Origin of the sequence: Pseudomonas sp. MF6767, from assembly GCF_016405475.1 — a bacterium.
GTDB classification, from domain to species: domain Bacteria; phylum Pseudomonadota; class Gammaproteobacteria; order Pseudomonadales; family Pseudomonadaceae; genus Aquipseudomonas; species Aquipseudomonas paracarnis.
This window is the reverse complement of the sequence record NZ_JAEKCY010000026.1, coordinates 32,762-46,412: the sequence shown is the minus strand read 5'-3', so window position 1 is coordinate 46,412 and position 13,651 is coordinate 32,762. Positions and strand designations below refer to the sequence as shown.

14 protein-coding genes are annotated in these 13,651 nt (G+C 59.2%); all 14 read left to right on the top strand.

Features of this window, described 5'->3' with window-relative positions; genetic code table 11:
- Positions 1-88: 88 nt before the first annotated feature.
- The 14 genes from JFT58_RS26960 to istB all read left to right on the top strand — a co-directional run bounded on the left by JFT58_RS26960 (position 89) and on the right by istB (position 13,554).
- A complete protein-coding gene (locus tag JFT58_RS26960; protein ID WP_016782891.1) occupies positions 89-976 on the top strand; it encodes a YfdX family protein in 888 nt (295 codons plus the stop codon).
- Between the two features lie 85 nt (positions 977-1,061).
- Positions 1,062-1,673, top strand: coding sequence for an HdeD family acid-resistance protein (locus JFT58_RS26955; protein WP_000993372.1), 612 nt, complete (start codon positions 1,062-1,064; stop codon positions 1,671-1,673).
- A 98-nt stretch (positions 1,674-1,771) separates the two neighbouring features.
- Positions 1,772-2,917 carry a hypothetical protein gene (locus JFT58_RS26950; RefSeq protein WP_029611654.1) on the top strand — a complete coding sequence of 382 codons (1,146 nt, stop codon included), beginning with the start codon at positions 1,772-1,774 and terminating at the stop codon, positions 2,915-2,917.
- On the top strand, positions 2,907-3,347 hold the full coding sequence (trx-GI, locus tag JFT58_RS26945) for a heat resistance system thioredoxin Trx-GI (protein WP_000787151.1): 441 nt from the start codon (positions 2,907-2,909) through the stop codon (positions 3,345-3,347). The genes JFT58_RS26950 and trx-GI overlap by 11 nt, the downstream gene beginning before the upstream one ends.
- Before the next feature lie 3 nt (positions 3,348-3,350).
- Complete coding sequence (locus JFT58_RS26940; RefSeq protein ID WP_034113490.1) at positions 3,351-5,057, top strand: cation:proton antiporter domain-containing protein; 1,707 nt, start codon at positions 3,351-3,353, stop codon at positions 5,055-5,057.
- Positions 5,054-5,971, top strand: a complete 918-nt coding sequence (locus tag JFT58_RS26935; RefSeq protein WP_176707302.1) for a GGDEF domain-containing protein — start codon at positions 5,054-5,056, stop codon at positions 5,969-5,971. The genes JFT58_RS26940 and JFT58_RS26935 overlap by 4 nt, the downstream gene beginning before the upstream one ends.
- A 28-nt stretch (positions 5,972-5,999) precedes the next feature.
- Positions 6,000-6,083 (top strand): hypothetical protein, encoded by an 84-nt coding sequence (locus JFT58_RS30635; protein ID WP_193759561.1) that lies wholly within the window; start codon positions 6,000-6,002, stop codon positions 6,081-6,083.
- 11 nt (positions 6,084-6,094) lie between these two features.
- Positions 6,095-6,583, top strand: a complete 489-nt coding sequence (locus tag JFT58_RS26925; RefSeq protein WP_004152114.1) for a phosphate-starvation-inducible PsiE family protein — start codon at positions 6,095-6,097, stop codon at positions 6,581-6,583.
- Complete coding sequence (locus JFT58_RS30630; RefSeq protein WP_034113485.1) at positions 6,570-6,866, top strand: PDZ domain-containing protein; 297 nt, start codon at positions 6,570-6,572, stop codon at positions 6,864-6,866. Before JFT58_RS26925 ends, JFT58_RS30630 begins: the two co-directional genes overlap by 14 nt.
- A gap of 498 nt (positions 6,867-7,364) precedes the next feature.
- Entirely contained in the window at positions 7,365-8,306 is a 942-nt protein-coding gene (locus JFT58_RS26910) for an ATP-dependent nuclease (RefSeq protein WP_139048383.1), read from the top strand.
- Positions 8,296-9,726, top strand: coding sequence for a UvrD-helicase domain-containing protein (locus JFT58_RS26905; protein ID WP_047292944.1), 1,431 nt, complete (start codon positions 8,296-8,298; stop codon positions 9,724-9,726). The genes JFT58_RS26910 and JFT58_RS26905 overlap by 11 nt, the downstream gene beginning before the upstream one ends.
- Before the next feature lie 598 nt (positions 9,727-10,324).
- Positions 10,325-11,119, top strand: a complete 795-nt coding sequence (locus JFT58_RS26900) for a restriction endonuclease (RefSeq protein ID WP_198834787.1) — start codon at positions 10,325-10,327, stop codon at positions 11,117-11,119.
- A 144-nt stretch (positions 11,120-11,263) separates the two neighbouring features.
- The gene (istA, locus tag JFT58_RS26895) at positions 11,264-12,778 is read left to right on the top strand and encodes an IS21 family transposase (protein ID WP_138726176.1); all 1,515 of its coding nucleotides are present in this window, start codon (positions 11,264-11,266) and stop codon (positions 12,776-12,778) included.
- A 20-nt stretch (positions 12,779-12,798) separates the two neighbouring features.
- Complete coding sequence (istB, locus tag JFT58_RS26890) at positions 12,799-13,554, top strand: IS21-like element ISPsy14 family helper ATPase IstB (protein WP_198834786.1); 756 nt, start codon at positions 12,799-12,801, stop codon at positions 13,552-13,554.
- The last annotated feature ends 97 nt before the right edge of the window (positions 13,555-13,651 follow it).

The following is a 13,651-nucleotide window of genomic DNA, read 5'->3' as shown; positions in this document are numbered from 1 at the left end:
CGACTGCTCCATCGGTCAGTCTCGCGATATTCGCAGTCGGCCCCAATAGATTCCCCTATTTTCACTATCTCATACGAGGCATATCACCATGAATGAGCAAACATCGAATCCCAACGCGATCAACGAAGGCACGAACGAACAGGCCGCGGTAAGCAGCCTTCCTGCCAGACCAGAGCCCAAGCCTGAAGTCGTCACGGAGGTACAGCCTGAGGTTCAGAAGGAAACGGACTCGCAAGCGGCAGACAAACGTAAACAAGTCCTCGATGAGGCCGTCTCGGCCTTGGCGCTGACCAAATCAGCGCTGGCGGCCCTGGACGAAAAAGAATCCGCGCGAGCACTGGCAACGCTGGCCGAAGTGACGGGAAAGCTGGAGCTGATCGTTGCACGCGAACCCACGCTCGCCCTGGCCCCCGTTGATGTGCGCACCATCGTGCACGACTTGTTCGCCAACACGGAAACCGTTGAGGCGATGACTGACGAGGCGCTGGATGCCCTCAAACATGGCGAGGTGCAACGCGCTCGTCGCGTGTTGGCATTGCTGGCCAGCGAAATCGTGATTGCGGTCACCAACATCCCTCTGGCGACTTACCCGGCAGCCGTGAAATCCGTCGTGCCGCTGATCGATCAGGGCAAGATCGAAGAGGCCAAGGCCGCGCTGCAGTTGGCGCTCGGCACGCTCGTCGAGACACTCAGCGTCATCCCGCTGCCCATCCTGCGCGCCAAACTGCTCGTCAAGCGCGCCGAGACCTTGACAGAAGATGGCCAGCGCAGCGAGGCGTCCGGTGAACGCCTGCAGGACTTGTTAAACGAAGCCCGGCAGCAGTTGGAAATGGCAGAACTGCTGGGCTATGGCAAAAAGAAGGACTTTGAGCCCCTGTACTCTGAACTCAAGAAAGTCAAGGAAAAGACGGCCGGAGGCGGGAGCGGAAAAGGCTGGCTCGATGAAATCAAGGCGAGACTGTCAAAGCTGTTCTAAAACCGCAAGAGAGGGGCGAATAGCCCCTCTCTTCGCCATGAAGGCTTGATTTTCCTGATCTCATGATCCATCAAGGAGATATCGCATGAATGCAAATACCATCGCCGATTCGAATGCGGATAACCCTGCCGATGCCGTGTGTTCACTGACCCAAAATTGGTGGTTGTTTGCGCTGCGCGGCATATTCGCGTTGATTTTTGCAGTCCTCGCATTCTGGATGCCACACTCGGCTTTGTTCGCCATGACGATAGTGTTCGGCGCATTTTCTTTGGTCAATGGTGCGTTCAACCTGGTTGCAGCGGTGCGGCAAATGCGACAAAAGCAGCGCTGGGGCTGGCTGTTGTTCAGCGGCATCGTCGGCATACTCACCGGTGTCGTTGTGGTAGTTGCCCCTCTGGCTGCCACTTTGGCGTTGGCCTATTTCTTGTGGGTAAGCGTGGCATTCTGGGCAATTTTCACCGGTATGCTGGAGATATCCGCCGCCGTTCGTCTGCGCCGGGAAATCAAGGGCGAGATCTGGCTTGCCCTCAGCGGGCTGCTTTCCGTGCTCCTCGGTGCGATCATCCTATGGATGTTTTTTACCCGCCCGATCGAATCATTTCTGGCCGCGGGCTGGGTATTGGGTTTCCATGCTGCGATCTTCGGTATGACTCTTTTGCTTCTTAGTTGGCGTTTGCGCAAAGCGCGTCAGCGGTAAGGGCGTGAAAAACCAAACCGTAAGATCATCTTTGAAAATCAACATATCCAATCACCCGGGTCCACTCACCTGGGCGGACAACCCTAAAGGGCTTGAGCATGCGTATACAATATAGCTATCGACTCGTCGAAAAAGAATTTCATGAACCTTGGCGAATGTCTGTAGAAAAAGCGGTTGAACCCGCTCTCAAGCCGCTGATCGAAAAGCGCTCCGAAGATTCGGTACGTCTTCAAATCGTCCTCGAACGCGCGAAAAAAGGATCTCGCTTAACGGCCAGTGGCCACATGCACTTGCCGGGCAAAAAAATCGTCAGCGTCACTGCATCGCATAACGATCTGACGCCTCTCGCGCACATGCTAGCGCAGGCGTTGTTCCGGCAGGCCAAGAAGCACTTTGATCGGCTGAGCGCTCAGGATCAAATCAAGCGTAAGGCGCGTCGTGAACGCTTGCGCGAGCTCAAGGCGCGGATCGACACTCAACCTGCCTCTGTCGTCCAGCAAGCACGCGGGATAATCGAGACGCTGCTGCCGAAGGTTGAGGCCGTTGCGCAACGCGAGTTGGCTTATCTGCATGCCGCCGGTGATTTGCCTCGCGATTATCCGACGCTGCACGACGTGGTGGACGAAGCGATTGCTCTGGCTGAATCGGTATGGACATCCGTTCCAGAAGAAAATGCCGCTTACCTCGATCTTTTGAAGCATCTTTTTGCCGTCATTGATCGCGAAGTGGCAAACAGCCGGCAATATGGCGAGGCCGTTTCGCTGGATGCGCCGGTCGAAGCGGATGCGCAGGACATGGCGGAGGCCATGGTAGAGGAAGAGTTCTACGAGTTTTATCAGCCTGATGACGCACTCAGCCTGGCCGACGTCATGGCTGATAGTCGGCTTCCCGACCCAGCAGCAATCGCCGAACAGGAGGAAATTGGTGACAGATCGAGCGAATTCGCATTTGCATTCGACCTGATGAAGGGTATGCCGCACTTGTGGCGCCGCATTTTTCTGCTTATCCGGGTGGATGGGCTGGATGCAGGCTGCGCTGCTGAAATCCTGCGGATGCCTAATAAGATAGATGCTGTCAGAGCGGGGCTCATTCAAGCCGAAGCCTTCATTGCGGCTCACGTGGAAGATGCCGGCGTGAGCGAAGACGGGAACGATTGGATCAAAGGCGTAAATTGGTCGGCGATGTCGGTGATCCGAAGCGAGGCAACCTCACCGCAGTCCAAGGAAGCGAACCATGAAAAATGAACTCCACATCGTCTGCCCACATTGCCAGTCCATCAACAGCGTGCCGGCCGCCAAGCTCGCGGATCGTCCCAACTGCGGCCGCTGCCAGCAGCCCTTGTTCACCGGCGAGCCCATCGAGTTGACGACGGCGACGTTCTCGCGCCACGTGGAGCGCAGCGATCTGCCGCTGCTGGTCGATTTCTGGGCGCCCTGGTGCGGGCCGTGCAAGATGATGGCGCCGCAGTTTCAACAAGCCGCGCGCCAGCTCGAACCCGGGATCAGGCTGGCAAAGGTGAACACCGAGGCTGAGCCCCACCTGGCCGCGCAGTTCGGTATCCGCAGCATTCCGACGCTCGCCCTGTTCCAGGGCGGACGTGAGATCGCCCGCCAGGCAGGCGCCATGGGCTCGCAGGACATCGTGCGCTGGGCCTCTGCACAGGTGGGACGCTGACCGATGCAGGATTTGCTCGGCACTACCCTGATCCTGCTGGCGGCGTGCAGCCTCGCGGTGGTGGCGACGGCGGCGTTCAGAGTACCCGCCTTGCTGGGTTACCTCGCCGTCGGCGCCTTGCTGGGCCCCTCGGTCAGCGGTGTGATCGCGCCGGGAGAGGCGTTGACTTTCATATCCGAACTGGGTGTGGCCCTGCTGCTGTTCATGGTCGGACTGGAATTCTCGCTGGGGCACTTCTGGCTCACTCGCAAGACCGTACTGGCGTCCGGCAGCTTGCAGATGGTCGTCGTGGCCGCGCCACTGACCCTGGTGCTGATCGGGTTGGGTCAGCCAGCTCAGAGCGCTGCACTGCTCGGCGCCGCAGCGGCCATGTCGTCCACGGCGCTGGTCAGCCGACAGCTGGCCGACCAAGGCGAGCTCACCACCCGCCACGGCCGCAGTGCCATCGCCGTGCTGGTCTTTCAGGACCTGGCCAGCGTGCCCCTGCTGGCCCTGCTGGCGATCTGGGCGCGCGGCGACTCGCCGAAGATCGAGAGCGTGCTGCTCGAAGTGTTGGGCGTGCTGGTGTTGTTCGCGGCAGCGGCGGTTGCCTCGCGTCGTCTGTTGCATGGCCTGCTGGGCTGGGTGGCGCGGCAGGGCCACGAAGAATCCTTCGTGCTGGTCTCCTTGTGCGTGGTCGTGGCGGCAGCCGCTGCTGCTCACGCCGTCGGCGTATCCGCCGCCCTGGGGGCCTTTCTCGCCGGCATGGTCCTGGGCGAGAGCGACTTCCGGCACCACATGGAAAGCCACCTCAAGCCCTTTCGTGATGTGCTGTCGGGCCTGTTCTTCGTGACCATTGGCCTGCAGCTGGACACCGCGCAGATCGTGGCCGCACCGCTGGCGGTACTGGGTTGGCTGTTGGCCTTGGTGCCTCTCAAGATGGGGCTGAACTTTCTGGCGCTGCGCGCAACCCGCCTGTCGGCGCTCGACGCCTGGCGCGCAGGCATCGTGCTGGGTCATGGCGGCGAGTTTGCGCTGCTGCTCCTGGGCATGGTCATGCAGCAGCACCTGATCGCCGCCACCATGGTGCAACCGATGCTGGTGGCGCTGGTGTTGAGCATGGGGTTGGCACCGCTCCTGATCCGACACCATGACCGATGGGCGCGGGCTTTCAGCCGCTCGGGCGCACTCGGTCAGCCACCGCAGGCCGAAGAAGGCGAAGTCGCCGAGCGGGCGCGGTCGTTACGCGACCATGTGATCATCTGTGGGGCGGATGACGTCGGGCTGCTGCTGAGCCGAACGCTGCGCCTGGCAGGCATACCGCATTTGCTGCTGGAATCGGACCGCCAACGGGTCGAAGCGGGGCGTGCGATGGGGGCGCCGGTGTCGTATGGCGATGCCAGTCGGCTCGACACCCTGGCCGCCGCCGGATTGGCCCATGCCCGCCTGGTGGTGCTGACGTTTGCCCGTCCGCAGACGGCCCTGCGTATCGCTCAGGCGGTTCTCGACCGCCGCCTGAGCTTGTCCGTGGTGGTGGCCACTGAGCGCGTAACGGATGCCCAGCTTTTGCGTAATCTGCCCAATGTCAGACTGTACCCGTTGTACCTGGCTGCGGGACTGGGACTGGCCGAGCAGGTACTGTTGATGTTGGGCATCAACGCCGACCAAGTCGACCACCGGATCGAGGAATTACGGCAGACACTCAGTGAGTCAGGTGGGGATAGACCATGAACGGGCCGACCATTTGGCTGATGGTGTCGCTACTTGCCAATATTGGCATGGCGGTTGCGCTATGGCGTTTTGTTCGTACCAATCGCCAGAGGCGTGACGAGCTGAAGCATCGCCAACAAGCGCAAATCGATGACAAGGAACGGATCGCCATCGCCCTGGAGGGCGCAGGGCTGGGATTCTGGGAGTGGGATATCGCTACCGACAGCTTCAGGCTTTCTGCCCGCAGTCTGGCGATGTTCGGCTTGACCTCCGACGAGGAGGTTGGCGCCACCCATGCCGCATGGCAAGCGCGTACTCACCCGGAGGATTTGCCGGTCGCTCTGGCAAAGGTGCGCGCTTACCAAGAAAACCCGTCGGAGCGATTGGAGTGCGAGTACCGCGTTCGTCATCGATCTGGCGTTTGGATTTGGGTGCTGGATCGCGGCCGTTGGCTGGGTGGCGCGGGCAGGCAACTGATAGTCGGCACTCTGCTCGACATCTCTTCTCGCAAGGAAATGGAGCAGCAGTTGCTGCGTATGGCGATCACCGACCCCTTGACCGGCTTGTCGAACCGGCGGGCTTTTAACGAACGATTACAGCTGGAATGGGAGCGCCTCAAACGCAGCCCCGAGATACAAGCAGCACTTGTGCTCTGCGACATCGATCACTTCAAGCGTATCAATGACACCTATGGACACGGATGCAGCGATGAGGTGCTCAAGCACTTTGCTTCACGGTTGAGGGAACATGTTCGCGCAACCGACATGGCTGCCCGGATTGGGGGGGAGGAATTCGCTGTGTTGTTGGAAGCGGCATCGATAGAAGACGCCCAAGTATGGGCGGAGCGATTTCGTCAGGACACTGCGGCGACAGCGGTGGTGTGTGGAGAGGTGTCGATCAGCTATAGCGCCAGCATGGGGGGAGGCTCTCCTTGACCCCCGTTTGCACTCTGTCGAGCAGGTGATGCAGCAGGCGGACAGCGCGCTCTACCAGGCAAAAAGACAAGGGCGCAACCAAGTTGTGGGTGCACAAGTATTTCAGAATTGAGAGGAGTGGCGATGAAGGAAAAGCAAGCAGACCCGATCAAAACATTTCGCGCCCAATGGGCAGTGATGACGTTCTACGAGCGCTTCGAACAGGTGATCGCGCTCGCGCTGTCCGCAATCATTGCCGTGATTATCGTGGTCTCGCTGCTGCAGCTGATCTCGATCGTCTTCAGCCTGCTGATCATTGATGCGTTCAATCCGCTCGATCACAAGGTCTTCCAGACCGTGTTCGGCATGATCATGACGCTGCTCATCGCCATGGAGTTCAAGCATTCCATCGTGCGGGTGGCCTTGCGGCGCGACAGCATCATCCAGGTCAAGACGGTGATCCTGATCGGGCTGATCGCCCTGGCGCGTAAATTCGTGATCCTCGACCCGGAGACCGGCCCCGCCAAGGTCGCGGCGCTCGCAGGCGCGACACTGGCCCTCGGGGCGACTTACTGGCTGCTGCGCGAGCGCGATGACCGGACAGCCGGGGAAAGCTCAGATGATCAGTCGTGATCTGCGCCACGCGCAGAATGTCGGCGCGCGGCATCGCTGGCTCAATCGCCTGCAAACCGCGCTGTTGGTGCTGACCCTGCTCGGGCTCGTCGGCGTCGAGGTCACCGCAGGCGGCATCGTGCCCGGCGATCGCGTTATCAGCATCGACGGTATCGCCGTCGACGACGTCACCACATTACAGGCCCGGCTAGACGACAAGAACGTTGGAGATGTTGTGGTCTTGTTAGTGGAGCGGGCCGGCAAGACTCGCGAGATGCTTGTGGAACTACAACCGGGAGTTTGATGGAAAGTGGGTCATGGATCTGCACAGCGAAGCAGCCAAGCGACTTCAGCCTTGCGCCGAACTACGAGCCCTAGCTAGTGCAGTGGGGGGAAGGCTGTTTAGGTTAAATGGATATAAGGGTGTCATTTTTGATTGTGTTTTTAAAAGAAGGTGTTGATTTTTTTGGGTAAGCATTTAGGGCGTCCAAGGGTTGGAGCAGTTGGCACGGATGAGAGAGCTCAATGCTCGCTAGGGATTGGATCTATGTGTTTTTTCTGACTGACTGCTTACGTGTTGGAACGGGCAACATCGGAAAAGGATGAATCTTTATTTTCACCATTTACCGTATTTTTCGAGCCTGGGCGAAAATTAGGATGATACTTTAGCGCCCTTAATCATTCTCCCATGAAAGGCAAAACGATCCAGTCTCGGGTGTAAGTGCTCACAACATACTGATATAAAAGGGATTTTTTATGAATAGGAGAGCGCGCGACGTTTCTCTCTGTTTTTAGGGTTAGGATGAAACTTTATTTGCATCCCACAGCCGCGGCGCAGCGCGCATCCATAGCCCTGGTGGACGAGGTGGAATATGGCCTGGAACCGCACCGGCTTGTCAGGCTGCTCGACTCCCTCGGTGCGAAGGAAAATCCGCCACCGCTACAGGCTTTCCTGACGACACACTCGCCGGTTGCCGTACGAGAACTCAGTGGAGACCAGATATTCGTGGTCCGAAAAAGATTGGACGGTGCGCATCTAGTCCAACTGGTAGGTATCGCCGATGACGTGCAAAGTACTATCCGACTTGACCCCGAGGCATTTCTCGCCCGCAGCGTGATCGTCTGTGAAGGTGCAAGCGAGGTAGGGCTTATTCGTGGGCTAGACCAATGTTGGACTCTTGCCAACGGGCGCTCGATGTTGGCTGCGGGGACTGCCTATGTCAACGTAGGTGGAGGCGAGCCTGACAGATGCTTTGTTCGCGGAATCGCGCTCCGAAAACTGGGCTACCGCGTCCTGGTGCTGGTAGATGCAGACAAGCCGCCAACGCCCGCGACCGTACAAGAGTACGAAGCCCTAGGCGGAGAGTTCATCACCTGGAGGCAGGGCCGCGCTTTGGAGGACGAGCTGTTCCTCAGCCTGCCCGATACCGCGGTGGACTTGCTGCTTCAACGCGCTGTCGATCTGCTCGATGAAGAACTGGTTTCGGCACACCTCCAGACCCAGTCGAACGGCCAGGTCACGCTCGCGGGCATTCGGCTGCAGCGGCAACAGGGGATTGCGTATCCCCCAGAGATTCGGCAAATCCTTGCCGTGACCTCACGCTATCGGAAGAACGGTTGGTTCAAGTCGGTGACTAAGTTTGAGGCCTTGGCGCGAGATATTGTTGGCCCTCATCTGCATGTTTCGGATGCCGGATTCATCGGCCTTATCGAGCGGCTTTACAGGTGGGCCCATGCCGCTTGAGTACGATCTGTTTGCTTTTCGTCGTGGCACCATCACGGCCCCGGCGGGCTGTGGCAAGACTCAAATCATCGCTGATACGCTGATCCAGCATGCTGGCGCCAAGCCTGTTCTAATCCTTACCCACACCAACGCGGGCGTGTCCACACTGCGGCTGCGTATGCAGCGCGGTAACGTTCCTTCTTCCGCTTACCGCATCACAACCCTAGACGGGTTCGCCATGCGTTTGGTAGGCACCTTCCCTGAGCGGAGCGGGATTTCTCCTGGCATCCTCCAGCTCAGGAGTCCGGGCACCGACTATCCCGCAATTAGGCAGGCCGCTTGCCAACTGGTACAGGGAGGACATCTGAACGAGACCCTGGCGGCGTCGTACGTGCATCTCATCGTCGATGAATACCAGGATTGCAACCTGGTTCAGCACGCCCTAGTCACAGCGATCGCCGCTACGCTGCCCACCTGTGTGCTCGGCGACCCGATGCAGGCCATCTTTGGCTTTGGCGGCAACCAGCTGGTGGACTGGAATGCGCACGTGTTACCTCAGTTTCCACTTATCGGGGAACTCAGCCACCCATGGCGCTGGATTAATGCCGGCACCGCAGCCCTTGGCCAGTGGCTTCTGCATTGTCGGCATGTCCTGTCCGCAGGTGGCAATATAGACCTGCGTCAGGCTCCCGCTGAGGTCACTTGGGTTCAGTTACTCGTCGGTACGGTCGACCATCAACGGCTGGTAGCCGCGAGGACCGCGGCGGTGACCGCATGGGGGCAGGTGTTGGTGATTGGCGACAGCCGTAACCCGCGGGGGCGTCGGCAGATGGCCAGCCAGACACCAGGCGCTACCGCCGTAGAGCCGGTGGACTGGGCCGACCTTACTACCTTCGGTCTGCTCTTCAACCTGGGCGCGGCGGATGCATTAACACGGCTGGTCCATTTCGCGGGCGAACTAATGACCCAGGTCGGTGTGGCTGCCTTGTTGGCGCGGCTTGAAAGCCTCTTGCGTGGCACCGCACGCAATCCCCCAACACTTGCGGAGGCAGCGCTATTGGCTTTCGCGGCGGGCCCGAGTTTCCCTCTGGCCGAGAACGCACTCCGCGCCTTGACGCGTCAGGATAATGCACGCGTCTTTCGGCCTGAAATCCTGCGTGGCTGCATCCGCGCGATGCAGATTGCGGCGGGCGGTGGTTGTTCCTTTGCCGAAGCCACCATTCGAGAGCGCGAACGCAACCGGCATGAAAGCCGACCTCTGGCGCGTCGTTCTATCGGTAGTACTTTGTTGCTGAAGGGATTGGAGGCTGAAGTAGCGGTCATACCGACTCCAGAGACAATGGACGCCAAACACCTTTACGTCGCCATGACACGTGGTTCAGCGCGGCTGGTAGTCTGCTCGGCCACGCCAGAGCTCGTCCCTTTACCGCCCGGCCGATGATTCAGCTTGAGCATTTGACTATCAGAAACATAATAACGTGCAGAGTTGCCCCGATGGCGTACAGCGACAATGGAGGCCTTGGGTGCCGCTGGTTGGTGGGGGCTGGGCCGCCGCAAAAGGTTCGCTGACGAACTGCCGCAAAGATGATCCAGCATTGGCGGTCAGCCTATACAGTATGGGTGTTGTCGAACGTGTATTGGCCAAGTCCTTGGCGCGCTGGGCAGTTGGGCTACGTCTTGCACTATCGAACTGCCGTGCAGGTTAGTGTGATGCTCCCGACAGTGGTCGGCCGGGAAGTAGAGATGGCTACACGACGGCAGCACTGAAAAGCTGGATCCTGTGTTGCGCCTCCTCCCTCGCATCGATAAAAAGGGATTCCGCGTAGCAATTCAATGGAAGGTTGGCGTCAAGGTCTGAGTAAAAACTCGGCACATAGTCAGGCATCTGTGCCCACTGCAAGGGAGCGCCGTGAGGTTGTCCGCTTGTCAGTATGCTGACATGAGCTGACACCATCTTGGTCTTTAAACTAGGATTAAAAGTCACGCAATGCGAGCCTATTCAAGATCCGCTGTGACAGGGACAAGTGAGGACGACGGCGATGGCAGAGCAGTTTCACTATCCTCCAGAGATATTCAATCTGTTGGTCGACACGATACCGTTGCTGTGTCGCAGTAAACGGGACGTTATAGGCTTCTTCCAAGGAGCAGGCGTTGCACCTGAAGACCTTGCTGAGGTTGATCGGATGGTGCGCACCGCCAGAGATTCGATCAGTAAATTTGAAATCGCCCGGAATATTCTTACAAGGATCAACGCACGTTGTGACAGCGGTTTACGAGCCCGTCGTGAACTAATCAAGAGAGTTACAGAGTTCGACAGTTTTGAGAGCTGCTGGGATGCGGATCGGCTCAAGGCAAAAGGTCTAGTATCTGAGCTCTCTAAAACGGTCAACGTCAAAGATTCGTTCACCCGAATGAAACAGGAACGAGAGGCACAGCGCGATCAGGTGCTTGTTCGTCAGCGTACTGAAATGGCTGCTGTTACTGCTCGCCGCACAAAGGTCGACGAGATCAGTAGTCGACTCGGAGCGCTGTTTTCTATGGACGATAAGCCCCACGAGCGCGGAAAACTTCTTGAAGGTGTGCTCAATGACTTGTTCAGAGCCTACGGCATTTTGCTGCATGAAGATTTTCGTCGTAAATCCCCGGAAACGGGGACAACTGTAGAGCAGATTGACGGGGTCATAGACCTAAACGGTGTGATCCATCTTGTCGAGATGAAATGGCTGAATGCACCTATAGGTAAGGGGGATTTCGCTCAGCACATCTGCCGTATTTTTACGAGATCAGATGTTCACGGTGCGGATTCCACGGCCATCCGGCCACCTATTCCATGAACATCCGGCCACTGATTCCACGGTGATCCGGCCACTCATTCCACGCTCATCCGGCCACCCTTAAGGCAGGCAGCAACGCAGGATTAATTCACTACCATCGACCTCTTTTATCGAAGCAGAGAGGTCGTCGTGGAGCGGTTATCCATGCGTAAAATTAAGGAAGTGCTACGTCTCAAGTTTGAGGTCGGCCTATCTGCTCGCCAGATCGCTGTCAGCTTGCAGGTGGGTCGCGCAACTATCGGTGAGTACCTCAATCGCTTTGCTGCCAGCGGGCTGACTTGGCCGTGTGCGGCGAGCGAGGCGCAGTTGCAGCAGCGTCTTTTTCCGCCACCACCCGACGTCCCCAGCGATCAACGTCCGATGCCGGACTGGACTCATGTCCACGCAGAGTTGCGCCGCCCCGGCGTAACCCTGGCCCTGCTTTGGCAAGAATATCGACTCGCCCATCCGCAGGGCTTCCAATACAGCTGGTTCTGCGAGCACTACCGGCTCTGGGCCGCCAAGGTCGACGTGGTCATGCGCCAGGAACATCGTGCAGGTGAAAAGCTGTTCGTCGACTATGCCGGCCAAACGGTGCCAGTCATCGACCGGCAGACCGGCGAAATTCGCCAAACACAGATCTTCGTCGCCGTGCTGGGCGCCTCCAGCTACACCTTCGCCGAAGCCACCTGGTCGCAGAAACTGCCCGACTGGCTGGGCTCACACGCCCGCTGTTTTGCTTTTTTCGGCGGCACCGCACAGATCCTGGTGCCCGACAATCTGCGCAGTGGCGTGACCAAGGCGCATCGCTACGAGCCGGATATCAACCCCAGTTACCGCGATCTCGCCGAGCATTACGGCGTAGCCGTGCTGCCCGCGCGCTCGCGTAAACCCAAGGACAAAGCCAAGGTTGAAGTCGGCGTACAGGTCGTCGAGCGGTGGATACTGGCGGTGCTGCGCAACCGCCAGTTCTTCTCCTTGGGCGAACTCAACACAGCCATCGCGTTGCTGCTGGATCGCCTCAATCAGAAGCCCTTCAAGAAACTGCCCGGCTCACGCCGCTCGGCCTTCGAGACCATCGACCAACCCGCGCTGCAACCGCTACCAGAACATCCGTATGTCTACGCCGAATGGAAAAAGGTGCGAGTCCACATCGACTACCACGTCGAAGTCGACGGCCATTTTTACTCCGTGCCGTACCAACTGGTGAAACACCAACTCGAAGTACGCCTGACCGCGCAGACCGTCGAGTGCTTCCACGCCAACCAGCGCGTGGCCAGCCATCTGCGCTCGCCGCACAAAGGCCGCCACACCACCCACACCGAGCACATGCCCAAAAGTCACCGCGAACACGCCGAGTGGACGCCCCAGCGGCTGATCCGCTGGGCTGAGCAGACCGGGCCGAACACCGCTGGCGTTATCGCCCACATCCTCGAACGCCGAATCCACCCGCAGCATGGCTTCCGCGCCTGCCTGGGCATCCTGCGCCTGAGCAAGCAGCACGGCGAAGCGCGGCTGGAAGCTGCTTGCCAGCGTGCGCTGGCACTGGGCGCATGTAGCTATAAAAGCCTCGAATCGATCCTGCGCCAAGGCCTGGAGCGACTACCGCTGGCCCAGCAAAACCTGCCGTTACTGCCCGACGAACACATCAACCTGCGCGGCCCTGGCTACTACCACTGACCTGAAGAAGGAGCACGAACATGCTGCCCAATCCGACACTCGACAAGCTACAAACCCTGCGCCTGCACGGCATGATCAAGGCGCTTGGCGAACAACACGCAACGCCTGACATCAACGATCTCAGCTTCGACGAACGCCTCGGCCTGATGGTCGACCGCGAGCTGACCGAGCGTGAAGATGCGCGCCTGAGTACGCGTCTCAAAGCCACACGACTACGCCATAACGCCTGCCTGGAAGACATCGATTACCGCAGCCCTCGTGGCCTGGACAAGGCGCTGATCCTGCAACTGGGCAGCGGCCAGTGGCTGCGCGACGGCCTGAACCTGATCATCGGCGGCCCGACTGGCGTAGGCAAAACCTGGCTCGCCTGCGCGCTGGCGCACAAGGCCTGCCGCGACGGTTACAGCGTGCGTTATCTGCGCCTGCCGCGCTTGATGGAAGAACTGGGCCTGGCACACGGCGACGGCCGCTTCGCCAAGCTAATGGCCGGATACGCCAAGACTGACCTGCTGATCCTGGATGACTGGGGACTGGCACCGTTTACCGCTGTGCAACGCCGCGACATGCTCGAACTGCTGGACGACCGATACGGCAACCGCTCGACGCTGGTGACCAGCCAGATGCCGGTGGACAAATGGCATGCACTGATCGGCGATCCGACCTTGGGCGATGCGATCCTCGACCGGCTGGTGCATAACGCTTATCGGATCGAACTGAAGGGCGAATCGATGCGCAGGCGCGCAACGAAATTGACGACGGCAGGGACTTCAGACTAACAATGCAAACCTGCGTCGCCGCGCTCCGACTGCCCGGCCGGATGAGCGTGGAATAGGTGGCCGGATGTTGGTGGGCTGGGTGGCCGGATGGCGTGGA

What these genes read in the sequence shown, in the direction of transcription:
- JFT58_RS26960 (WP_016782891.1), top strand. Translation starts at nt 89, where the DNA reads ATGAATGAGCAAACATCGAATCCCAACGCGATCAACGAAGGCACGAAC.
- JFT58_RS26955 (WP_000993372.1), top strand. Translation starts at nt 1,062, where the DNA reads ATGAATGCAAATACCATCGCCGATTCGAATGCGGATAACCCTGCCGAT.
- JFT58_RS26950 (WP_029611654.1), top strand. Translation starts at nt 1,772, where the DNA reads ATGCGTATACAATATAGCTATCGACTCGTCGAAAAAGAATTTCATGAA.
- trx-GI (WP_000787151.1), top strand. Translation starts at nt 2,907, where the DNA reads ATGAAAAATGAACTCCACATCGTCTGCCCACATTGCCAGTCCATCAAC.
- JFT58_RS26940 (WP_034113490.1), top strand. Translation starts at nt 3,351, where the DNA reads ATGCAGGATTTGCTCGGCACTACCCTGATCCTGCTGGCGGCGTGCAGC.
- JFT58_RS26935 (WP_176707302.1), top strand. Translation starts at nt 5,054, where the DNA reads ATGAACGGGCCGACCATTTGGCTGATGGTGTCGCTACTTGCCAATATT.
- JFT58_RS30635 (WP_193759561.1), top strand. Translation starts at nt 6,000, where the DNA reads ATGCAGCAGGCGGACAGCGCGCTCTACCAGGCAAAAAGACAAGGGCGC.
- JFT58_RS26925 (WP_004152114.1), top strand. Translation starts at nt 6,095, where the DNA reads ATGAAGGAAAAGCAAGCAGACCCGATCAAAACATTTCGCGCCCAATGG.
- JFT58_RS30630 (WP_034113485.1), top strand. Translation starts at nt 6,570, where the DNA reads ATGATCAGTCGTGATCTGCGCCACGCGCAGAATGTCGGCGCGCGGCAT.
- JFT58_RS26910 (WP_139048383.1), top strand. Translation starts at nt 7,365, where the DNA reads ATGAAACTTTATTTGCATCCCACAGCCGCGGCGCAGCGCGCATCCATA.
- JFT58_RS26905 (WP_047292944.1), top strand. Translation starts at nt 8,296, where the DNA reads ATGCCGCTTGAGTACGATCTGTTTGCTTTTCGTCGTGGCACCATCACG.
- JFT58_RS26900 (WP_198834787.1), top strand. Translation starts at nt 10,325, where the DNA reads ATGGCAGAGCAGTTTCACTATCCTCCAGAGATATTCAATCTGTTGGTC.
- istA (WP_138726176.1), top strand. Translation starts at nt 11,264, where the DNA reads ATGCGTAAAATTAAGGAAGTGCTACGTCTCAAGTTTGAGGTCGGCCTA.
- istB (WP_198834786.1), top strand. Translation starts at nt 12,799, where the DNA reads ATGCTGCCCAATCCGACACTCGACAAGCTACAAACCCTGCGCCTGCAC.